The 19833-nt window shown below is 35.6% G+C and carries 30 protein-coding genes; 1 reads left to right on the top strand and 29 read right to left on the bottom strand.

Annotated elements, in window-relative coordinates; genetic code table 11:
- Positions 1-94: 94 nt before the first annotated feature.
- The 4 genes from ACKF5P_RS04270 to ACKF5P_RS04255 form a co-directional block, all read right to left on the bottom strand.
- Positions 95-907: an ion transporter gene (locus ACKF5P_RS04270; RefSeq protein ID WP_408956623.1), complete on the bottom strand. Its 813-nt coding sequence runs from the start codon at positions 905-907 to the stop codon at positions 95-97.
- A gap of 533 nt (positions 908-1440) precedes the next feature.
- Entirely contained in the window at positions 1441-1701 is a 261-nt protein-coding gene (locus ACKF5P_RS04265) for a stage V sporulation protein S (protein WP_408956253.1), read from the bottom strand.
- A gap of 421 nt (positions 1702-2122) precedes the next feature.
- Positions 2123-2764, bottom strand: coding sequence for a hypothetical protein (locus ACKF5P_RS04260; protein WP_408956252.1), 642 nt, complete (start codon positions 2762-2764; stop codon positions 2123-2125).
- A 244-nt stretch (positions 2765-3008) separates the two neighbouring features.
- Positions 3009-4169 (bottom strand): LysM peptidoglycan-binding domain-containing protein, encoded by a 1161-nt coding sequence (locus ACKF5P_RS04255; protein WP_408956251.1) that lies wholly within the window; start codon positions 4167-4169, stop codon positions 3009-3011.
- A gap of 212 nt (positions 4170-4381) precedes the next feature.
- On the opposite strand from ACKF5P_RS04255, the gene ACKF5P_RS04250 reads away from it, so the two are divergent.
- Entirely contained in the window at positions 4382-5200 is an 819-nt protein-coding gene (locus tag ACKF5P_RS04250) for a polysaccharide deacetylase family protein (protein ID WP_408956250.1), read from the top strand.
- Between the two features lie 294 nt (positions 5201-5494).
- On the opposite strand, the gene ACKF5P_RS04245 is transcribed toward ACKF5P_RS04250, so the two are convergent.
- The 25 genes from ACKF5P_RS04245 to ACKF5P_RS04125 all read right to left on the bottom strand — a co-directional run bounded on the left by ACKF5P_RS04245 (position 5495) and on the right by ACKF5P_RS04125 (position 19780).
- A complete protein-coding gene (locus ACKF5P_RS04245) occupies positions 5495-5659 on the bottom strand; it encodes a hypothetical protein (RefSeq protein WP_408956249.1) in 165 nt (54 codons plus the stop codon).
- The gene (locus tag ACKF5P_RS04240) at positions 5646-5951 is read right to left on the bottom strand and encodes a hypothetical protein (RefSeq protein WP_408956248.1); all 306 of its coding nucleotides are present in this window, start codon (positions 5949-5951) and stop codon (positions 5646-5648) included. Before ACKF5P_RS04240 ends, ACKF5P_RS04245 begins: the two co-directional genes overlap by 14 nt.
- 19 nt (positions 5952-5970) lie before the next feature.
- A complete protein-coding gene (locus ACKF5P_RS04235; RefSeq protein ID WP_408956247.1) occupies positions 5971-6351 on the bottom strand; it encodes an N-acetylmuramoyl-L-alanine amidase in 381 nt (126 codons plus the stop codon).
- A 3-nt stretch (positions 6352-6354) separates the two neighbouring features.
- The gene (locus ACKF5P_RS04230; RefSeq protein WP_408956246.1) at positions 6355-6657 is read right to left on the bottom strand and encodes a hypothetical protein; all 303 of its coding nucleotides are present in this window, start codon (positions 6655-6657) and stop codon (positions 6355-6357) included.
- Positions 6658-6664: 7 nt separating this feature from the next.
- Positions 6665-6955 carry a ComEA family DNA-binding protein gene (locus ACKF5P_RS04225; protein ID WP_408956245.1) on the bottom strand — a complete coding sequence of 97 codons (291 nt, stop codon included), beginning with the start codon at positions 6953-6955 and terminating at the stop codon, positions 6665-6667.
- Positions 6956-7072: 117 nt separating this feature from the next.
- Positions 7073-7519 carry a hypothetical protein gene (locus ACKF5P_RS04220; RefSeq protein ID WP_408956244.1) on the bottom strand — a complete coding sequence of 149 codons (447 nt, stop codon included), beginning with the start codon at positions 7517-7519 and terminating at the stop codon, positions 7073-7075.
- 13 nt (positions 7520-7532) lie between these two features.
- Positions 7533-8780 (bottom strand): hypothetical protein, encoded by a 1248-nt coding sequence (locus ACKF5P_RS04215; protein ID WP_408956243.1) that lies wholly within the window; start codon positions 8778-8780, stop codon positions 7533-7535.
- Positions 8781-8794: 14 nt separating this feature from the next.
- Positions 8795-9451, bottom strand: a complete 657-nt coding sequence (locus ACKF5P_RS04210) for a hypothetical protein (protein WP_408956242.1) — start codon at positions 9449-9451, stop codon at positions 8795-8797.
- Positions 9444-10550, bottom strand: a complete 1107-nt coding sequence (locus ACKF5P_RS04205) for a baseplate J/gp47 family protein (RefSeq protein WP_408956241.1) — start codon at positions 10548-10550, stop codon at positions 9444-9446. Before ACKF5P_RS04205 ends, ACKF5P_RS04210 begins: the two co-directional genes overlap by 8 nt.
- Before the next feature lie 69 nt (positions 10551-10619).
- Complete coding sequence (locus ACKF5P_RS04200) at positions 10620-10976, bottom strand: hypothetical protein (protein ID WP_408956240.1); 357 nt, start codon at positions 10974-10976, stop codon at positions 10620-10622.
- Positions 10973-11644, bottom strand: a complete 672-nt coding sequence (locus ACKF5P_RS04195; RefSeq protein WP_408956239.1) for a Gp138 family membrane-puncturing spike protein — start codon at positions 11642-11644, stop codon at positions 10973-10975. Before ACKF5P_RS04195 ends, ACKF5P_RS04200 begins: the two co-directional genes overlap by 4 nt.
- Positions 11641-12432 carry a phage protein gene (locus ACKF5P_RS04190; RefSeq protein ID WP_408956238.1) on the bottom strand — a complete coding sequence of 264 codons (792 nt, stop codon included), beginning with the start codon at positions 12430-12432 and terminating at the stop codon, positions 11641-11643. Before ACKF5P_RS04190 ends, ACKF5P_RS04195 begins: the two co-directional genes overlap by 4 nt.
- The gene (locus ACKF5P_RS04185; RefSeq protein ID WP_408956237.1) at positions 12425-12763 is read right to left on the bottom strand and encodes a phage baseplate plug protein; all 339 of its coding nucleotides are present in this window, start codon (positions 12761-12763) and stop codon (positions 12425-12427) included. Before ACKF5P_RS04185 ends, ACKF5P_RS04190 begins: the two co-directional genes overlap by 8 nt.
- Positions 12753-13280, bottom strand: a complete 528-nt coding sequence (locus tag ACKF5P_RS04180; protein ID WP_408956236.1) for a phage baseplate protein — start codon at positions 13278-13280, stop codon at positions 12753-12755. Before ACKF5P_RS04180 ends, ACKF5P_RS04185 begins: the two co-directional genes overlap by 11 nt.
- Positions 13281-13327: 47 nt before the next feature.
- Positions 13328-13615, bottom strand: a complete 288-nt coding sequence (locus ACKF5P_RS04175) for a hypothetical protein (protein ID WP_408956235.1) — start codon at positions 13613-13615, stop codon at positions 13328-13330.
- Between the two features lie 40 nt (positions 13616-13655).
- Positions 13656-15611 (bottom strand): hypothetical protein, encoded by a 1956-nt coding sequence (locus ACKF5P_RS04170; RefSeq protein WP_408956234.1) that lies wholly within the window; start codon positions 15609-15611, stop codon positions 13656-13658.
- Between the two features lie 12 nt (positions 15612-15623).
- Entirely contained in the window at positions 15624-15872 is a 249-nt protein-coding gene (locus ACKF5P_RS04165; protein WP_408956233.1) for a hypothetical protein, read from the bottom strand.
- Positions 15853-16116: a hypothetical protein gene (locus tag ACKF5P_RS04160; RefSeq protein ID WP_408956232.1), complete on the bottom strand. Its 264-nt coding sequence runs from the start codon at positions 16114-16116 to the stop codon at positions 15853-15855. The genes ACKF5P_RS04165 and ACKF5P_RS04160 overlap by 20 nt, the downstream gene beginning before the upstream one ends.
- A 14-nt stretch (positions 16117-16130) precedes the next feature.
- Positions 16131-16523: a phage structural protein gene (locus ACKF5P_RS04155; protein ID WP_408956231.1), complete on the bottom strand. Its 393-nt coding sequence runs from the start codon at positions 16521-16523 to the stop codon at positions 16131-16133.
- 27 nt (positions 16524-16550) lie between these two features.
- The gene (locus ACKF5P_RS04150; protein ID WP_408956230.1) at positions 16551-17579 is read right to left on the bottom strand and encodes a DUF3383 family protein; all 1029 of its coding nucleotides are present in this window, start codon (positions 17577-17579) and stop codon (positions 16551-16553) included.
- 13 nt (positions 17580-17592) lie between these two features.
- Positions 17593-18129 carry an LIC_12616 family protein gene (locus ACKF5P_RS04145; RefSeq protein WP_408956229.1) on the bottom strand — a complete coding sequence of 179 codons (537 nt, stop codon included), beginning with the start codon at positions 18127-18129 and terminating at the stop codon, positions 17593-17595.
- The gene (locus ACKF5P_RS04140) at positions 18119-18511 is read right to left on the bottom strand and encodes a hypothetical protein (protein ID WP_408956228.1); all 393 of its coding nucleotides are present in this window, start codon (positions 18509-18511) and stop codon (positions 18119-18121) included. Before ACKF5P_RS04140 ends, ACKF5P_RS04145 begins: the two co-directional genes overlap by 11 nt.
- A gap of 5 nt (positions 18512-18516) precedes the next feature.
- Positions 18517-18795: a hypothetical protein gene (locus ACKF5P_RS04135; RefSeq protein WP_408956227.1), complete on the bottom strand. Its 279-nt coding sequence runs from the start codon at positions 18793-18795 to the stop codon at positions 18517-18519.
- Complete coding sequence (locus ACKF5P_RS04130; RefSeq protein WP_408956226.1) at positions 18792-19283, bottom strand: hypothetical protein; 492 nt, start codon at positions 19281-19283, stop codon at positions 18792-18794. The genes ACKF5P_RS04135 and ACKF5P_RS04130 overlap by 4 nt, the downstream gene beginning before the upstream one ends.
- Positions 19280-19780 (bottom strand): hypothetical protein, encoded by a 501-nt coding sequence (locus tag ACKF5P_RS04125; protein WP_408956225.1) that lies wholly within the window; start codon positions 19778-19780, stop codon positions 19280-19282. Before ACKF5P_RS04125 ends, ACKF5P_RS04130 begins: the two co-directional genes overlap by 4 nt.
- Positions 19781-19833: the final 53 nt, after the last annotated feature.

The following is a 19833-nucleotide window of genomic DNA, read 5'->3' as shown; positions in this document are numbered from 1 at the left end:
CAACAATTCTTTTACAAAAAGAATTGATAAGTCCAGAATTTAACCTTATTGCTTCATAAAGATTATTATGATATTATACTAAAAAGAACTAAACTTAACTATCTGCAAATTTAGAACCACATTTAGAGCAAAACCTATCATTTAAAGTATCTGTTTCGGTAAAACAACTTTGACATATCTTCTGCTCTTTTTCACTTTTAGATGTATGGGCCAACTCATGAGAGATAATTCCGGTAGGTACAGCTATAATACCATAACCAACAATCATTAAAATACCCGAAATAAACTTTCCAACAGAAGTCTGTGGAGATATGTCACCATAGCCGACGGTAGATACGGTAACGACAGTCCAATACATTGAGATTGGAATATTATCAAAATCATTTTGAGGCCCTTCAATAATATACATTGCTGAGCCAACAATTATAATAATAAATATTATTGTAACTACAAAGACTGTAATTTTAGGAATACTAGCTCTTAATGCACTTAGCAAATATCTAGATTCAGTAATATAACGTCCCATCTTGAAAATATTAAACATTCTAAGCAACCTAAAAACTCGGACAATAACTAAAAATCTCATCCCTGGAAAGAAAAATATAAAATATATTGGTATAATAGATAATAAATCAATCATTCCAAAAAAACTTAATAGATATTTAATTTTATTTTTTACAACAAATAATCTTAGTATATATTCTACTGTGAAGATAAATATAAAGCTCCATCCTAGAAAGTTTATTAATGTCCCATAGCTTTCTCTAATAATATCTACACTTTCAAGAATAATTAAGATGCTATTGCAAAAAATCACCAATATTAGAATAACGTCAAAGGCCTTTCCAGTTCGAGTATCAGTTTTAAATATAATATTATATAATATATCCTTTATCTTAGCACCCATGAATAGCATTTTCCCCTCTCTTACTGAATTTCTCATAAATTAAAAGACTAGAAAAGTCTAGCCTTTTAATTTACTTCATCTTTATTCTTTACTAAAACACTCCTACTAACTCATTACCCCTTTATTTTCATTCAACCTCCTTAAAATCCCCCACTACCCCAAAAAACTCTTATCCGCTAAGATAAGAGTTTACCGAGAATTAAATCGTGGATTACAGTAGCAACTTTAGTTAATTTAACTACATTACTGGCTGATCTCAACCTTTATGATACCATCATTCCAACAGCCCATTGGACTATTGAAATGATTGTAATTGCAGTTTAGGAGGTTTTTCTTCTGAATTACACCTTCTATTTATGTTGAAGCTTTTAGTGTTGGCCCGAAAAAAAAAGCCAGCTCTATTTAAGAACTGACCAATAAACTATATGCTTCATTAACCCGATAATCTTTTTGATTAATTTTATTGCTTATTATGAAATATTTTGTTACTCCTTATCTTACATTTAAAATATTTCATAATAATATCAAGCTGACTATTTAGGCTTTACAATAAATTTAATACCGGTTCTTTTCTCCCCTGCAATTTCAATATCTATAAATGCTGGGATACAAATCAAATTAAGTCCACTAGGTGCTACAAACCCCCTAGCAATTGCAATAGCTTTTACACTTTGATTCACAGCTCCAGCCCCAATAGCCTGCATCTCAGCATAACCTTGCTCTCTTAAAACACCAGCAAGTGCACCTGCAACTTTATTAGGGCTTGATTTAGTTGCTACTTTTAACAATTCCATATTAGACCTCCTTAATTATTTACCTACATATATAATAACTTAACCAATATTTTACAAATCCCTTTATTAAATTACTCTTTTTTAGTTGATATTAAGATAACAACAAAATTTTTAACATAAGCCAACACTAAAAACAAAGGGATAATAGTACTGACATAATCACTCAGTACCACTATCCCTAAATGCCGATAACCCCGTTTCACTCATTCCAAAACAGCATATCTCAAGCTACCATAACGGGTACTATACTGATTTCCACTCCTTCAACCGCGCCAAAAAAGGTGGTAGACTCTTAATAACTACAATAGATTTGATAATTAGTTTTTTAGTAGTATCTTTTCTTATTCATATAAGCTATTTCAAAAAGCCCTCTTAAGCTAATGCTCAAGAGGGCTTTTTTATCACCATAGCAAAATATTTATCACTCATTAATTTCTCTATTGCCATAGGTTTCTAATTCAAGTATTCTTTCAAAATCTTCCCCAATAGTCTCTTGCTTGATTAAACCTACATTCTTAGAATAATAATGATAAGTCTCATTACTATCTTCCTCATTAAGAGAAGTAATTCTTACTTGAATTACATCATAAAATGTTCCAGCGGGGACTGTTATAATTTCATTAGTAGCAACAATTTCTCGTTGTTGCTCATTTGTTTCCCAAGTAGTTCCTTCTTCAAGTGGTTGTTGTAAGATTACTTCTTGAACCTCAGGCTCTTCCTCTAATTCTTCAATTAAATTACCTTCTTCATAAAACTCAGCTTCTTCAATTATTTTTCCTATTTGATCTTCTTGAACTGTATAAACCAAAACTATATTTGTACCAGTTCCTTTATCTAGGATTTGAACATAAGGCTCTTCAGCAAACATAATTTCTCGTTCTAAAGAAGGATGAATTGGCCCTTCACCACTAAAATCATAGATCATTCCTTCTTGCATAGGTAAATAAGCTTTTAAATTAACCTCTTCTACTTCTTCCTGCTCTTCTTGCTCCCCTTGCTGAGGAGGAAGTTCTTGTTCCCCTTCACCAGGAGCACATCCACCTATTATTAATGATATTGTCAAAACGGTTAATAGTAAGATTAATATGTTTTTTTTGATTTTCCTTCCCTCCTAAGAAAATTTATAGCAACACATACATTATTTTATCACATTACAAAAAAATTATGTACTAAAAATAAATTAAATCATTAACAATAAGGTTAACCTCTGATTAAATTGCTATCTCTAAAATCAATTAACTTTTCATAAAAAAATCCCCCTAGTTTTAATACTAGGGGATAATTAAAATTAGGAGGTCAATAATCTATTAATTATAATCAGTTGTAACCCATCTTGTTTTACTATCTTCATCTAAAGGAATTATAATAATAGTTCCCTCAGCTAATTTTTCATTAGCATCCTCTAAATAATTTGCTTCAAGAATAGAGCGATTTGTTATACTATTTTCATAAGAAAGATCAAAGATATACTCTCCACCCTCTGCAATTTCATAGATCTTATGCTCAGCAAAGAAAGCTGGATTAACAGGCATCAAAATCTTTTGACCTGCAATTACACCTTCATCTTCCTCTAATTGATTAATTCTTCTTAATATATCTTCTGTAATCTCGAATTTTTCTGCAATCTCTGTTAAAGTTTCATTTTGAGTAGCTTGATAATAATTATCAAGTTTTTGATTCATTCTTCTTAAATAAGCAAACTTATTTGAATTATCCAAAGGAATAACTAATTCAATTCCTTCTTCAATTCCTTCGGAATCAGAAATATCATTTGTATCTAAAATCTCAGAAATGCTTACCCCAAATATATTTACAATATCATTGATCTCTTCATTTTCCTGTACTGTATGAACAAAGTATTGAGGAGCAACCTCTTTTGATTCATCCTCTTGCTCTTCACTAGGAAGGATTAATTTACGACCAACATATAAATCATAAGAACTTTCAATATCATTCAACTCAACTAATTCTTCTACAGTTGTATTATACTCTTGAGCAATATTCCAAAGAATATCCCCTGATTGAACAACATAGTAATTATCCTCTTCTACTTCTTCCTCTTCATTTTCTGTATTATCATTTACAGGAATTAGGATTTCTTCTCCTACATGTAAATCAGAAGGATTTTCAATCTCATTTAGCTCAATTAATTCTTCTACAGTTACATCATATTGTTGAGCAATACTCCATAAACCTTCCCCTGTTTTGATAGTATGATAAATATAACTATCATTACTATCCTCATAATTGAAATTAATAGTAACTACTAATCTTTGTCCTATATAAATGTTAGTAGGACTAGATATATCATTTTGATCAATTATGATCTCAACAGGTAGATCTACCTTTTCAGAAATTTCATATAACGTATCTCCACTTTGAACAGTATAGACATCTTGAGCTTCTGCTTGTACTACTGGTACAGTAATCATTGCAGCCAATAAAGTAATAAATAGAAATTTCTTCATTCTTATAATTTCTCCTCTCTTTTTTCACTGATTATTATGCTAACATAAGTTATAATTTAGGGCAATGGTAAAGTTAGTATCTAGCATTTAAAAGATTCATAAAATCAATGATAATGGTAAATTAATTAAAATTTATTACCTATAAATATAACTTCATTCTGATAAAATAAACAATAAGTATTAAAAACTTTGTTCTATTGAAAGGAGAAAACATGAAATCAAATTACTTTATCGGAATAGCTTTATTATTAGTAGTTCTTCTTTTTGGCTTTACTTTAGGACAGTTAGGAGTTATAACAATTCCTAATAATAATGTAGAAGAGGAGAATGATATTACAGAAAATCAAAATATCTCAGAGGAAGGATTAGATGAGGAATTAGATAATTTACAAAAAATAATGGAACAACAAGCAGAAAAATATCCAGACACTTTCTTTATCAATAAATCAACAGAGGAGAAAGTAATTGCCCTTACCTTTGATGATGGCCCAGAACATATCAATACACCAGAACTTTTAGACATCTTTAAAGAAGAAGATATTAAAGCTACCTTCTTTGTTCTTGGGCAAAATGTAAAACAATTCCCTGAAATTGCACACCGCATGGTAGAAGAAGGACACCAAGTTGCTAATCACTCTTGGGATCATGATAATTTTAAAGACTTAACAAATGAAGAGGTATTACAAGAACAAATACTACCAACATCAAAAGAGATTGAAAAAGCTACAGGGGTTTATCCTACAATCATCAGACCACCATTTGGTGCTATGAATGATGAAACTATCGAATTCTTAGGATATCAAGGTTGGAAGATAGTTAACTGGTCAGTTGATAGCTTTGACTGGCATTATGCTGAAGATACCCATGAAGAAATCATAGGACAAGTAGAAAGACATTACCACCCAGGAGGAATTATATTACTGCATAATGGTGTTATGCATAAACAAACTGTTGAAGCATTACCTGGAATAATCGAATTATTACGAGAAGAAGGGTATAGATTTAAGACTATTGATGAATTACTCTTTTAAATTTAATTCTTAAAAACTATTATTGGATATTATGCTCCTAACCTTCCTACAAAATCAAAGTTTTTAACTGGTCGGGCTGACTGGATTTGAACCAGCGACCCCTGCGCCCCCAGAACTATCAATTAGTTTTTTTAACTCCTTAGGGAATAATTAAACGCTATAAATTAACCTTACCTAACAAATGATTTCATTTAGTATCAATAATAAAATTACACTGTCGGCAGAGTGTCGGCAGTGTGTCGGCAATTCAAACTCAAGAGTTTCTACTATTATATATGATATTGCGAGGCGGGATTAATCCGCCTCTTTTTCTTTGTGTTCTTGTAGCTGTTGTATAATATTCTTAGAAAATAAAGGTTGTGTACCCCTAATCTCTTTCAGATGGATATTAGCAGATTCTTGATACCTATCTTTAATTACATTTTCAACCTCTTCAATATCTTCACTACCGGAACTCACCAACTAGATTATAGAAATTAACTATAATGTCAATAAATTTTTCTGCAACTCTCATTACTCTGTCCTTCCCAACATCAACCCCAATCAAATCTGACCCTTCTTCATAGATAACTTCTATCGAATCCAAGACAGCTTCTTTCTTAGCTTCTCCATTCTTATTCTCATCATCTGGATCGCCTTCTTCAAAAACCTTAACCAAGTTAGTGATCGAACGTAAAATAGGAATTAAAACTGAAATATAACCAACAAAACTCTTTATGCCACTCCCAACTGCTGCAACCTTACTTAACATATTATCACCCTTTCTAAATTTAAACTGCTTGAATAAAAAAATCCCAAGGTAACATTGGCCCTGGGCAATTATCATGGTGCTTTTCTATTTTTTCTGCACTCCATCTACTTTTAATCCCTTTCGTTAGATGAATCAATGATGAAATCTGTTCTGGCGTCGGCGGATGTTTAGTAAAATCTCCAGCTAGACAAATCCCAATATAATTCTGATTTCTACCTCTAGCATGAGCTCCAGCACTTTCAAAATTTCTAGCTGGCTCTATGTCACCGTTGGCCCGGATTACAAAATGATAACCCACTCCCTTCCAGCCTTTTTCTCGATGCCAACGATCAATTTCATTAGCACTTACATCAGGACTGGCTGAATGATGAACTACTATTCCTTCCCAAATAACAATCACCTCCTAAGGTATAACCTCCATTATTTCACTTACATTAACTCCGATCGAGAACAAAAAACCTATCGAAAGGACAACTATTAATAATGTAAGTAATTTGTTTTCTTGTTTTGATAGGCTATCTTTAGTTTTAAGTTCGACTACAGATGAACTTATTTTTTTCATCTCGTCTAGTATTTTATTGAGTGTATCATTATTATCTGATATTATTTCTTGATGTCTGGCTAATTTGAAGTCATTCTCTGTTATTCTCTCACTTAATTTAGATAACTCTTCCTCTAATTCATCTACTTTATCTTTAATACCCACCACCTGCCTAATCTATGTTTGTCCTATCTTTTATTGCTTCAATCGTCACTTCTCCGATACCATTTATTCTTTTTAGCTCGTCTAAAACTTCGATATTATTCTCATTTCTGTATTCTAGCAATTTATTAGCTTTTTTAGTATCAACTAACGGCAACTCCTTCAATTCTTCGTAAGTCGCTGTATTAAGGTTGATTATTTGTTCTTGCTGTATGCTATAAGCAGCAAAATTTACAGCAATGACCGCTACAACTGCTACTATTGCTAATACCACCAATTTTCTGCAAGTGCAAACTTTCAATTTGGCCCACCTCCAATCATAAAAAACTACTTATTTTTCCTAGTTAAGCACCTTGGGCACTCCCAGTAATCTCCTTTATCCTCCATACGCCTTCGATCAACTGGGCATCTAACTACCTCACTCATCACTATCACTCTCCATCTGTTCTTCTAATTCATACTTTTCTTGATTTAGCTCTGCTATTTCATCAAGAACTTTCTCCCCTTCCTGCCTAACTTCTTCTAATTCTTCTTCATCTGCTCCATTAAAAGATAGTGCTGAGTAATCTTCTTCAAGTTGATTATATTCTGATTGTAAATTTCTTAATTCTTTTTCAATTTCTTTAAGCCTAATTTCTTCTTCTGTCTTAATAATTTCTTCAATTTCTTTAGTATCAACATTAATTATATGGGTGTGTTGATTTTCATGTAAAAACTTCCAATTATCTTCAACCAATAGAATATTAGGCTGTGGAACATCTTCTTTATCATAATTGTCAGCAGTATATAAGCCTAAAAGTTGCCCTGTTTCATTATGGTAATGAGCATATTTCTCAACCTCTTTAACTTCTTCTTTATCTTCCATAATTAACACCTCCTTAGTATCCTATTGCTATATAGCTTACTTTTTGGTCATAATTTGTACCTTTATTCTTCCATACAAAATAACCATTTGCCTTTTCTGTAACAATAGGGTCATAATTATTGCCATCAACTAATCCTGATAAAATAACCTGTAAGCACGCATTAGGAAATGCCTCTTCAAAACTTACAGTTTGAGTTTCATTGCCTTCTATCGTACCACTACTTTCCCCCCATGCAAGTCTTAGCCTATTAGTTTGGTCAGCATACCCACTCGAGCTACCTAATGTCCTACCTCCATGATTAATTCTGCCATTTTTATCTACATTAAATAATTCTTTAGGGTTTGATAATAACTGACCTTTAGTAGTTTGTATATATTCACCAAATACAGTAAGCCCATCTTGACCTATATCAATAAAAGAATAGCCTATTGAAGGGTGATCTCTTAAAAAATAAAATTCACTGCTTTGGTCAGGATTAGGTACTATGTTTTGCCCAAGTATTAAATTAGCCGATGAATGTTCTTGCCTTAGGGCTGTATAACTACCAAATCTCAAAGTTTTTCCTCTACCACTAAAGATTATATCTCCAAAATCTTCATCCCTTAAAGCCCCACTCAACCCCAAACCTTCAAATTCATAATTACCATTACCAACATCCCCACCATCAGATAGAGCACCGACATCACTTGCACTTAAACCATCAACATAGCCTTCTGTTGCAAAAGTTTCATTATGGTCTTCATTCCCATGATTTCTGTTAGTTAAATCCTTATAATCTTCACTGAAGCTGTAATTATTAAAGTTATTGCTTACCCAATCTTCACTTGCTACATTACTGCCACCAACACCGTGCACGCCAGAGGTATCATCAGAATGCGAATTGACTTTCTGTTGACTACCTTCTGTACTCTCTATTTCACTTTCCCCAACACCATGAACCCCCGAATCCTTTTGCTCATGACTATCGGTGTATTGGTTAGCACTACTTTCAGCAACATCAGCTTGACTATCAGCATAATCCTCGCTTGCTACATTACTGCTACCTACTCCATGCACTCCGCTATCACTTTCTTTGTGTTCGCCGTAATCTTGGTCTAAGACTTTAATTGCTAGATAAATCTTGTTAAATAACCAGTTAAGCCAAGAGAAAGGAAGTCCTTCCCCAGCAAGCCATCCAGTTTCTTTCTTTGATTCAGGTGGCTCTACTATTTCACCAAGCCACTTAGGTAACTTATCGACAATTTTTGGGTCTTCACTCACAAAACCACTCCTTTCTATACTAACGTATCAGCTTCTTCTGGCGGTTGATATACTGCACTTAATGTACCACCATAAGTCTGTTCTTCATCAGCCAAACCTATATTCTCATCTATAATTGGATCATATTCGTTATTCTCATCAAAATTAGGCTCAACTAGCTGAAAAGTACCTTCTCCAACTAGATACGGCCGTACTCCAGCACCTGCTAGTCTGTTGACTACTGTCGTAAATTGGTCAATAGTCACAAGTAAATTGCTTATTACCTCCAGTGGTATCTTGATTTCAAAACTAGCCTCTTCATAAGCATCAGCATCCCAGTCTGGCTCTATTAGTTCAATATCATCACGATCTATCTGCAATAATGTAACAATATAATCTATAATTTCATTTACATTACCACCTGAAAGGTTAGATTGAACTTTAGAGCGAATAAGTAAGCGGTATAAATCATCATGGGCCTGTCCTCGAAGTTGGCCAACATTCCCGCCATGCAGATCCAAACTATTACCATAAGCATCTTCAAGCCTACTGACTTCCTTAACCTCATCCTTGGCACCTTCTATCTCAGTAATCTCATCGACAAATATCTTAAGAAACTTTCCTAGATTACTATCAGTTATCTTCAAAAAAGCGTCTGGCAGTCTATTTAGGTATTCTTTTAGCTTACTCATTTTCTATCACCTCGATATTTTCCTCATCAATCCTAGCTACTTCATCAAATGCAATCTCAATAGATTCTTGGAGCTGCGGATCAGGAGAAGTATCAATATATAGCTCTACATCTAATATTCCAGCTGTATCCTGGTAAGCAAGTGATATAATACGAGAATAAGAAACATCATCATTAATTGAAAGACCATTAATGTAATTAGCTATATTTGCTTCAATAACGTCAAAATAGTCCTCAGAAAACTCAATATTAGTGGTTAATGTCATTTCTGCATAGATATCAACTCTTGTAGCTCTAGAAAATGATCTTTTCTTTTCTAACCCCGTGTTATCGATTACTGTTCTTGTAATCTCACCAAAAGACTGTATCCCGCCAGCTCCTACACTAAATATAGCCTCAGCAATCTCTTGATCATCTCCACCAAGTACAATTGGCTTATAAGATTTTGGTGGCAGTCCATCCTTTTCTTCATCCTTGAAGTTCTCCAGAACTATACAAGCACTTGCTTCTGTCTCTTCTAATATAGTTGCTCGAATAGATGAAGTAGTAGAACCTCCACTTTTATCTGTTGAGTCCTTATATCGTTCTCTAAATTCTCTTTCAGTTTCTAAATCAGTTCCTCCAGCAGTACCAACTTCATTGGTCACGTTATCTAAACCACTAATTGGGTTAACAATTTCAGTTATCCTGCCCGGGCCAACATTCCCATCACTCCCGATCTCAACTGCACGAATCGGAAGAGTTAATTCTCCTGATTCATCTATCTGCTCATCATCTTCATTCCTAGTCTCGAAGCGAATCGGATCAGGATCGTCAGTCTCAATCAAAAAACCTGGAGGAATTATCGTTCCTTTATCACCCTCAAAGGTTGCTTCTCCTACTGCTCTAGTTCCTGTTAATCTACTTATGCCTATATATTGTCCTAGGCTGAAAAGAGCTTGGCCTGTTGCTGTATCAATAAAGCTGCTATTATATACTTTTTCTAATGCACTCCAAAGTAAAGCTAGAGGAAAAGAAATTAACTTAATCAATATTCCAAGGACTGAAAATCTGCCAACACTTATGTCATCACCGTATAAACTCCTAGCTTTAGATTTCATATCATTCTCGATTTCTTGCCTAGTCTTCTTACGAAACCCTTGCTCTGTTACTCCATATTGTTCTGAAATTTAAACCACCTCCTCGATTTCAATTTCTATTTCATCACCATTCTCTAATTTAGCTGAAAAGTTAACCACTAATGACCTGTTAGCACCATCATAATTCATATTAAGCTGAGTTATTTCCTCGACCTCATCAAAACTAGCAATAACCTTAGCAACTTCTCTTTTTAGTTGCTCCTGAGTTCCTTTCTGTCGCATTAATTCAATGTAAGGCACTCCTGCATTAAGATCAAGAAACCATTCGCCACGATTGATTGACAGTGCTAGTTTAATCCTTTGTTGGAGCTCTGTTGGCCCGTCTACTAACTCCAAGTCATTATCAGCAACAACTAAATCTCCACTTTCTAACTTGAGCCCTCTCACTCTGCCACCACCTTATTAGTTCCTATTTTAGTGCTTTCTGTCTGAGTAGGAACATTAGTAGTTCCGCTTGGTGCTACATGAGTATGGGAATTATAAGTGTTTATCAAACTATTGAGCTCATCAAGGAAAGCCAAAGCATCGCTTGCTCCTTCTCCGCCTAGCTTGACATCATCAGAAGTGATTATCACTTGTCCTCCTGGTGTCATCTCAACCTTTGTTTTTCCATCTATATTACCAATGTACAAATTTTCTCCAACGTCAGGCAGGTCATTAGCTTGATCAATCTGCAAACCCCCGACTATAACTGCATCATCAAGGCTATATTCTCGCTTATATTCTACACCTTCTGGACTTGATGGGATTGCTGGCTTTCCTGTTATAAGTAAACTATCGAGTGCTTTTTGATTGAACAACACTTGGACTACATCTCCTTTAGCGTAAGGTGGCACAATTACAAAAGCTCCAGCTCTCAATGTAGAGACTGGAACTTCTAATATTGGAGGAATAGTTACATGCTCTCCTCCTAATTTTTTCTTTGCTAATAACTCCACATCTGCCCGCAGCTTACTAGAATCATATTTCAATATTCTAGCTGGCAAAGCAACATTCAAATCATCTAACTCTTGGGCCAACATAGCTTCCACTATATCTCTTATAGTATCGCTCAAATTACGACCACCTCCATCTCGGTATAGAAGTCATTACCTGCTAGATAGTGACTACCACCCTTCACTAGATATAAACCATTAATAGACTTGCTTTCCACATTAATCACACTATCGGATTCAATTCTATAATTAAGCAATGACTGCACCAGCCATCTTTCCTCATCGCCATCTTCAATTCTTTGCGGAGTAGCTATCAATCCAGTATCCTTGTTGAGATTAACCACTTCCTGTTTACCCTTCAATGGTTCTCTAATGAACAACCTACCTCTGCTAATATGAAATTTACTGTTAGTATCGGCTGCCAGCTCTTCTAGAGCGACCTTGATTTTAGTGCTGAAGGTCTTGCCCTTCGGATATCGATTATCATTCACAGGAGCAATCTCACCAATTGCAATTGGCAACAAGTCAGCAATATCTTTCATTATAGTGCTGGCCCTAGTATTCTTCCTCCAGGTCTTATTGACTGTCTTACTTAACCAGTCCTCAGAGTTATCAGAAACAATTAACTCTGTAATCTTATCTGGAACATTCCATTCGGTGTTTGAGCTAGCTATACTACCAACCATTATCGTGCCAAAGTTATTTTTATATCCTGCTTTGAGCTTAAAAGGTAAACCTTTCTTTATATCATTGATAGTTGATTTTGATAGATTATACACTCTGATGAAACCATTATTAGCATCACTATCAACATCAAATTCAGTTTCAAACTCGATGTGTAAATCAGGATATCGAATTATCTTATCTCTAATTTGCAACTCTACTTTGCGATTAAACAACTCAGTCATTGTTATCACGCTCAAATATATATGGTTTAACTTGATTCATAAAATTATCAAAAGTAATTCCATTCCTTTCAACATCTGCCCCCTCAGACTTTGCAACTGGGACTATATCTACATACTCTAATACATCTGCTAGCATATCTACTCCGTAAGTTATTCTCCTACCAAACAGAAGCGGATCGCCTTCATCATCGTACATATCAAAAGCAAAAAACTCGCCTACTTCGTTCCATCTGACCACAAAAACATAATTATCACCCGCTAACTCGACAGCAAATCTTTCTGGCTGCTTCTTAAGCTCGCTTTTGTCAATCGGCAAGTAATCAAGCTGCATCATCATCACCGCCAAATTGAGCTAGCAAGTCATTAAGTATGCTACTTACGGTTTCTTCATCTACGTCATCGCTTTCAGGATCTCTAACCTCAACCTCTCCTTCACCTTCTTGTGGCTGAGTGCCAGTGACAGGATCTGGGCCAAGGTCAACTTCTATAGTATCAGCTTCTACCAACCTAACCTGTTGGAGGGTCATGCTGGCTCGAAAACCATTAGACACCTCAGAGTTAGTTGTAATATCAAGCGAGACTATAACCATATTCTCATATGGCTCAATCTGCTCAACCCCAAAGTAATCTTGTGGCTCTTTTGACCTAGCAACTGCCTTTAATTCTTCTTTTATCTCTTCTGCTTCCTCACCAACTACAGTAATATCTACACTCAACCTTGTTGGCTCATTCTCTATATGGTCACTTATATCAACCTGATCCTCAATTGGATGCTGAGTTATATTATTATCAAGAGTCAAGTTTTCTTCTCTGATTATATTGAACTCTATATCTCCATATTGGCCCACCTGATCACCTCCTAAAATAAGAAAAGCACCCTCTCGAGTGCTTATAGCTATACATAATCTACTTTTTCACCAAACAAGCCATATTTTTTCATCTTTTGGCCATCAACTCGCCATCTAACTTTACACTCTTTACAAACATAAAAACTAGGTTGGAATGGCGATATGACAATCATATACAAACCTAATAAAGCTGTAAAAGGTGCTATAATCCACCCTAATAGTGGTATTATCAATAAAGTAAGCGAGAATGGCACTAATAAAACCCCTGCTCCGAAAATCTTAATCTTGCTCCACTTCCATTTGTCTTTATGGTTGCACTTAGGACAAACTTCCATATAATCACTCCTTTACATATATTATATAATAAAAAAGTGATTATGTCACTATTGCAGCCAGTTCTGTTTTCAACCATGTTCTTATCTCTTTTCTTGCTATCTGCCTAAATTCATCTGCATTCTCAGCTTCTCCTACATCAAGGTTGATGTCACCAAAGTCTATATCATTAACTGTTGTACTTTCTGATCTAGATATAGTTTGACTTGTTTCTCTAACCTGCCTCATATCATATTCGTTAGCTGCTTCAACTTCTGCCATATCAAAGTTACCAACATCAAAACTAGGAGTATTGACAGGTTGAGAGCTTACAGGTTCAGTTGCTTCACTGTCTCCACCCATCCAGTCAAGAACTCGATTAGCTGCTCCTCGAATTGGCCCGGGTAAAGTGTCTAATCCACTTTGGATAGCATTGCCTAAAGATTCCATCGGACTTAAACTTCCTAAGAAATTCTGAAATTCAACAAACTTGCCAGATACAAAGTCCATTGGTGCTGTAAATATGTTAGGAAATGCTGCTAATGACGTTTCAAGACCTCCTATCCAGTTGTCAACTCCTGCTCTAAATAGTTCAAAATCTCCAGTTAACAAACCTTGTAAAAGTCCTGCTACAGTTTGAACCATTGCAAACTTGCGCTGAACAAAACCACTGAATATTCCTATAATGCCATCAGTGAAGTAACTGGCAAATGAGTTCATTTGATTACCGGTCTGAACAAAAGGAGATAGTATCCAACCAAAGAAACTAACTACTCCTGATCCAAAACCTCTGATTTCTCCTCCTAGCATACCTAAATAATTAACAGTACCCTGGACTATATCTTGCATATCATAGTTGATTCCTACAAAGTCTAAGAATCTATCTCCTAAGTCAAATAAAGCTGATTCTCCACCTCTGAACCCAGTAATTAAATCTTCTGTTATTAAGTACAATCCTGTAAGTGCTGCTGTTACACCAATTACTATAGCTGCACCTTTCAAAAACACAGGGTTAGCCATAAGCAAGCCATAAGCTTTATTAAGGCCTAATGTAGCTAATGTTAACCCTGTTGTAGCACCTCCAAGGCCAATCATAACAGATATGATCTGCACTAATGGCTCATTATTAGCAACAACTGAAAATAAATTGTTGAATTGAAATAGCATCCTGCTCATAGTTGGCAAGAAGAAATCACCTATTCCAATTCTTAAGTCCCTGAAAATACCGCTTGACCTTTGCGTTTGGTTATTGAAATCTCTAGCTGTATCAGTCGCATCACCTAAAGCATCGGCAGATCTGTCATAGAATATGCTCATAGTCGCCAATGCTCGCTGTTGGTCAGTTAACTCTGCTCCAGTCTCTGCTATTCCTTCCTTGTAGGCTCTCTGTTCAACATCTGATGCCCTAAACTGTATTCCTAGGCTTCTAACTGCATCTGTATTACCTACGAGTGCTGACTGTAAGCGACTAGCTGCTTGCTCTGTCTCTATATTATTGAATGAACCTAGGTCTGCTGCTAATTGTACCATGTCTTGTGATAATCCTGCCGCTTCATCTCTTGCGAATCCCATTGGCACTATAACATCTTGAAAGCTATTAAGCCAATCAACTGTATCAGCAGTAGATCTGCCAATAGCATCTGAGTAATCGTTGGCCCAGTCTAGGGTTTCATCTGCAAATTCACCAAAGACTGATCTGAATTTATTAATAGTATCTTCATTCCTAGCTGCTTCTCTGGTTGTATTCCAGATCACTGCAGATGCAGCAGTGAAAACACCAGCTATATGATACTTATATTCACTTAATAACCCTATCCCTTCGCTGATTTTATTGTTAATTCCAGAAAAAGCACCAGTCATCATGCTACCAGTAGTATCAGTAGCATCACCCATACTGTTAATATTACTTTCTGTATCAACTACACCAATCTTCATGTCATCTACAGCAGAGTTGGCCCCTGCTAGTTGGTCTGTTGCAGTGTTAAATCCTATGTCAAATGCCAAACTTCTTACAGGCAAGTGATCACCCCCTTACTTTTTAGATTTGTTAATCTCTTCTTTAGCTTTCTTTTCCTTCATTTTATTAATCACTTTCATACCCGAATAAGCTCTCAAAAACTCATCATAGTCAAATGAGTCGACTGTATCATAATCAATCCCACCTTCGAATACTAATTGCCAGAATTGAAGCATGCCAGGATTGTTTTTAACTTCCCTTTCATACTTGTCATAATCAATTTTTCTTACTCCATCTTCTTCTTTATAGTAGCTTGCCTCCAAGAAAGGATCTACACTCTTTAATCAGCTCCTGCAATTCCCCACCTTCAAAATCATCCATATTCTTTTTGTTTGGCACAACAACAACATCAGACAAGTAAGCTTTTATGAGATCATGCTCCATCATGACACCAAATCTATTCTTACATTCATCTTGGGTTTTAAAAACCCAAGTCATTCCTGGATGTTGCAACTTGTAGTCATTCCCGTTAATAGTCACATCTTTTTGATCGCCTTTTTTAGCCATTTATAACCCTCCTATTAAATTTCTTCATAGTCTGCAGCTAATATTTCCCATTCCCTATCGCCAGACCCCTCTTCTTTCTCGTTATCTGGTAAATTAGCAACATAACACTCGGAAGCAAAAGAACTAGCTGAATTATCATTTGGATCATTAACTGAAACTGCAAAACTTGCTCCTGATTTAAACAAAGCTCTTAAAACTGAATTAGCAGGTGAAGTTTGCTGTAAAGTGAAATTGAAAAAACCTGTGTCGTCAGCATTTTCAACGACAACAACATCACCTTGAGCTCCAACCTCAAACTCTCTTTTATCTTCATTTCTACCACAAGAAATATAAGTCCCATCTGCAAACCCAGTTACTATGAAACCATCAACAATTACCGTTACTAAATCTGTATTGTAGTTAGCCAATTGTATCACCTCTTTCTTAATTATTTACTAGGCTAAAATGACACCAGTTACTTCAACCTCATGGATCGCACCAGCCAATGTTAATTCAAACTCGACATCTGGTAGTATTCTGTTGGCCCTATCATTAGTTGGAACATCATCTCTGGTGGGTGTATCAATACTAAACATTGGTTCCCCATCTTCATCTTGAGCAATAATGCCATTGTTGAAAGCGTTCTTTAATCTAGCTCTGATAACACTTTCAATTTGATCAATCCCAGAACTATCATAAGCAATCTTCAAATCACCAGTCATCAACTGAAGTATATCTTCTTCTAATCTTGCTTGTAACCAGTCTTTGATAACCCTAATATCTAAGAAACTACCATCACTTGCTACTCCTTCAATGACATAATTAACTCCACTTTTACGCCTATAAGTATTAGCATTAACATCTTCATTAGTTAGGTTGCTAATATCAGTTGTAGAGTAACTTGTCCTTGGGACACCGTTAATCGTCTGCCACTTGAAAGTATAATCTCCAATGTTAAGTGGTGCAAAATATCCTAACACTCCACCATCAAAGGCTGGCTCGTCTCCTGCTGGCCCACCATCATGAGCAAAGATAGCAATTCTATCACTATCAAAGTTGTCCATTAATGTTTCAATATCTTCTACACTTGATTGCCAGTCTGGTTGGCCAATGAACACTCTACCATTAGCACTAGACCAGTCCGCCACATCTTGAATGTCGTTATCTTCTCTACTTGCTACACCTACCCAGTAGAAGTCGTCATTTTCTGTTACTAGATTGTCTAACTCATCTCCAATGGTTCCTTCTGCAACTTCCATATCAACGCCATAAATTGCAACCTTATCTGGTGTGATGTCCTGCTCAAATGCTCTAGCAACTATTTTATACAACAAATCATCTGAGCTATAATTTTCTAAGTCGTCTGTTCCTTCTACTTCTTTATATTCTTGATCTTGTGATGGGTCAAAAACTAATATAAGACCAAACCCAGCTTGACTGACTGCCCCAGTCTTATCTATCAAGTTAACTGTAATATCAGACAAATTAATCACCTCTCTAGTCTATTTTCTTGCCATTAATTTCAATTTCTTCGATCGTATCAATTCTGACTTCAACAACATCCTCAAATTGTAATTCAATATCAAGATTAAGCCTTTCCTCGTGCTGCTTATCAAGAGTAGTAGTTACATCATCAATCTGATTAACATTCCTAACTATACAATCATAATCACGCAAAAACTCCTTGCCTAACTTCCTGATTTGAAACCACTGGGCCAACTTCTGCATATAAGGCAAAACCTGCCCTTTTTTAAGCCCAAAACCTTGGAATGATAGTATCATTTGCGGGTTCAGATAAAACTTGTGTAGTATATCATGCTCAAAGTCCTCTGATTCGCTTTCAACTACCTCTCTAGTTTCAATCAGACGATTATTGACCTGCTCTCCCTTGGTCAAAAAGTAATAAAGTATCCTAGGGTATTTATACCTCTTTTTAGGCACCTCTTGATTAGCCTTAAGCAATTGTGGAACACCTGTATAGTCACTGATAGGCTGCCAAATTACATCTTTAAAACCTTCTAAATCAATCGTCATTCTCCACCACCTGCTTAACAGCTGCATATTCATTAAAATCAGAGTGTCTAGTTCTAGGATTCTGCGAGTCAATCTTATAGGTATTGCCTTGATCTACAATGATATCTTCTTTCTCAAGCTCAATTTGCTCTATTTCCCCAGTATCTACATTCTTGGCAGTTAACCCCTCCACAGCATATACTTTAATATCCTGAGTGCTATATTTGCCACCTTGATAATACTCAACTTCCTCAGGGCCAACATTAAATAGAGCTAAATCAGCAATATACTCTACTTCTTCTCCAGGAATCCAGTTTGGCCCGTCAAAATAACCGCCTTGCTTAATTACCTTAGTTGGAGCAGTATGTTTCTTGATTATCCTGCCGAACCTAAGTTTTCTCAAGCGGATCACTCCCCTCCTGTATCATCTTCCTTTAACTTCTCCTCAATCTTCTGGGCCAACGTTTCCTTTTTGATGTTGTGTGGGAAGTCGATCCCTAACTCCTCAGCTTTCTCTTTCATCAGCTCTAGTTCTGAATCAACTTCCAACTCACTCTCCAACAACTCAATCTTTTTCTGTTGCTTCAATATGACTTCCTCTAAACTAGAAACATGTCTAGCTAATCTGATAATCATATTTGGCCCATCTTTAGCAATCCCAAAACTGGCTAGATTTAACCTTTTCATGTTTGTAACTCACTCCTTTTCTTAATTTCATAATCAATTGACTTCAAAAGGGTTGTCGTTTGGATTAATGGTTGATTCTTGCCTTTTATAGCTATAGTAGCAGGAGCATTATCAGCCCAGTCACCATCTAAAATACTCTCCTGAACAAGCCCTTGCACATAGGTGCCAACAGCATCCATAGCCTGTTTGGCAGTTTTCTTCAGGTCAATAACCTGTTGTAATTCCTCTTCCATCTTATCTTCAATTTTGTCCCTTGCCTCTTCAGTTTGAGTAGCTTCTCTAAAGAATGGTCTTGGTGGATAGTGAACATTATACTCCCTGTCACCAAATTCAAGCCAAATAGCATAATCTTTAACAGTTACTTCATCATCAGTATCGGCTTTATCATCTGCCAGGACACCAACAAGGATCACATGAGAACTTAAATACTCCAATTCCTTAAATAACTGCTCTAACTTCTTATCATCATCCTCAACTCTAACTGTCATATAACCACTCCAAATACTTCTGTAATCTGGCTATATAGATTTTCCTGCTTTTCCATATAAGAAGTGAACTTAACTGATATCTTAGCAAAACTATAGCTTTTAATATCTCCATCCTCCAGATTAGATCTAAAGTCATTGATTAAGTTGAATATTAATAGCTCTATATCAGAATCAAGCTCTCCAGATTCAAAACCTGCTGTATAAGTGACCTCAGCTTCCTCTGAAGTTGGTACAACTCTATCCTTCAACTTCAAATAAGGTCTATCTTCTGGACTTCTTAACTGATATTCATCTTCTGTCAATTCCTCATTAAATAAAATAATACCAGCTACTTCACTAACTGGCTTTCTTTTTAACCACAGATATTCAGTATTAACGCCTTTTATATACTCTGTTCTTTCCTCTCGGGCCAACGAATAACCAATAATTCGTTCTATCTTCTTAATAATTGCATCGATCATAAACTGCAAAACTTCCTCATCTTCAATCTCTGTCATTTTCTTAGCAAACTCTATATCAAGCATAAGTTAAGGAGGGTCAACACCCTCCA

This window comes from Natroniella sp. ANB-PHB2 (assembly GCF_046097105.1).
Classification (GTDB): domain Bacteria; phylum Bacillota; class Halanaerobiia; order Halobacteroidales; family Halobacteroidaceae; genus Natroniella.
The sequence above is the reverse complement of the archived record's forward strand: the minus strand, read 5'-3'. Positions and strand labels throughout refer to the sequence as shown.

Excerpts from the sequence above, each read along its gene's own strand:
- ACKF5P_RS04270 (WP_408956623.1), bottom strand. The coding sequence starts at position 907 with ATGGGTGCTAAGATAAAGGATATATTATATAATATTATATTTAAAACT.
- ACKF5P_RS04265 (WP_408956253.1), bottom strand. The coding sequence starts at position 1,701 with ATGGAATTGTTAAAAGTAGCAACTAAATCAAGCCCTAATAAAGTTGCA.
- ACKF5P_RS04255 (WP_408956251.1), bottom strand. The coding sequence starts at position 4,169 with ATGAAGAAATTTCTATTTATTACTTTATTGGCTGCAATGATTACTGTA.
- ACKF5P_RS04250 (WP_408956250.1), top strand. The coding sequence starts at position 4,382 with ATGAAATCAAATTACTTTATCGGAATAGCTTTATTATTAGTAGTTCTT.
- ACKF5P_RS04240 (WP_408956248.1), bottom strand. The coding sequence starts at position 5,951 with ATGTTAAGTAAGGTTGCAGCAGTTGGGAGTGGCATAAAGAGTTTTGTT.
- ACKF5P_RS04220 (WP_408956244.1), bottom strand. The coding sequence starts at position 7,519 with ATGGAAGATAAAGAAGAAGTTAAAGAGGTTGAGAAATATGCTCATTAC.
- ACKF5P_RS04210 (WP_408956242.1), bottom strand. The coding sequence starts at position 9,451 with ATGAGTAAGCTAAAAGAATACCTAAATAGACTGCCAGACGCTTTTTTG.
- ACKF5P_RS04205 (WP_408956241.1), bottom strand. The coding sequence starts at position 10,550 with ATGAAATCTAAAGCTAGGAGTTTATACGGTGATGACATAAGTGTTGGC.
- ACKF5P_RS04190 (WP_408956238.1), bottom strand. The coding sequence starts at position 12,432 with ATGACTGAGTTGTTTAATCGCAAAGTAGAGTTGCAAATTAGAGATAAG.
- ACKF5P_RS04185 (WP_408956237.1), bottom strand. The coding sequence starts at position 12,763 with ATGCAGCTTGATTACTTGCCGATTGACAAAAGCGAGCTTAAGAAGCAG.
- ACKF5P_RS04175 (WP_408956235.1), bottom strand. The coding sequence starts at position 13,615 with ATGGAAGTTTGTCCTAAGTGCAACCATAAAGACAAATGGAAGTGGAGC.
- ACKF5P_RS04160 (WP_408956232.1), bottom strand. The coding sequence starts at position 16,116 with ATGGCTAAAAAAGGCGATCAAAAAGATGTGACTATTAACGGGAATGAC.
- ACKF5P_RS04145 (WP_408956229.1), bottom strand. The coding sequence starts at position 18,129 with ATGACGATTGATTTAGAAGGTTTTAAAGATGTAATTTGGCAGCCTATC.
- ACKF5P_RS04135 (WP_408956227.1), bottom strand. The coding sequence starts at position 18,795 with ATGAAAAGGTTAAATCTAGCCAGTTTTGGGATTGCTAAAGATGGGCCA.
- ACKF5P_RS04130 (WP_408956226.1), bottom strand. The coding sequence starts at position 19,283 with ATGACAGTTAGAGTTGAGGATGATGATAAGAAGTTAGAGCAGTTATTT.
- ACKF5P_RS04125 (WP_408956225.1), bottom strand. The coding sequence starts at position 19,780 with ATGACAGAGATTGAAGATGAGGAAGTTTTGCAGTTTATGATCGATGCA.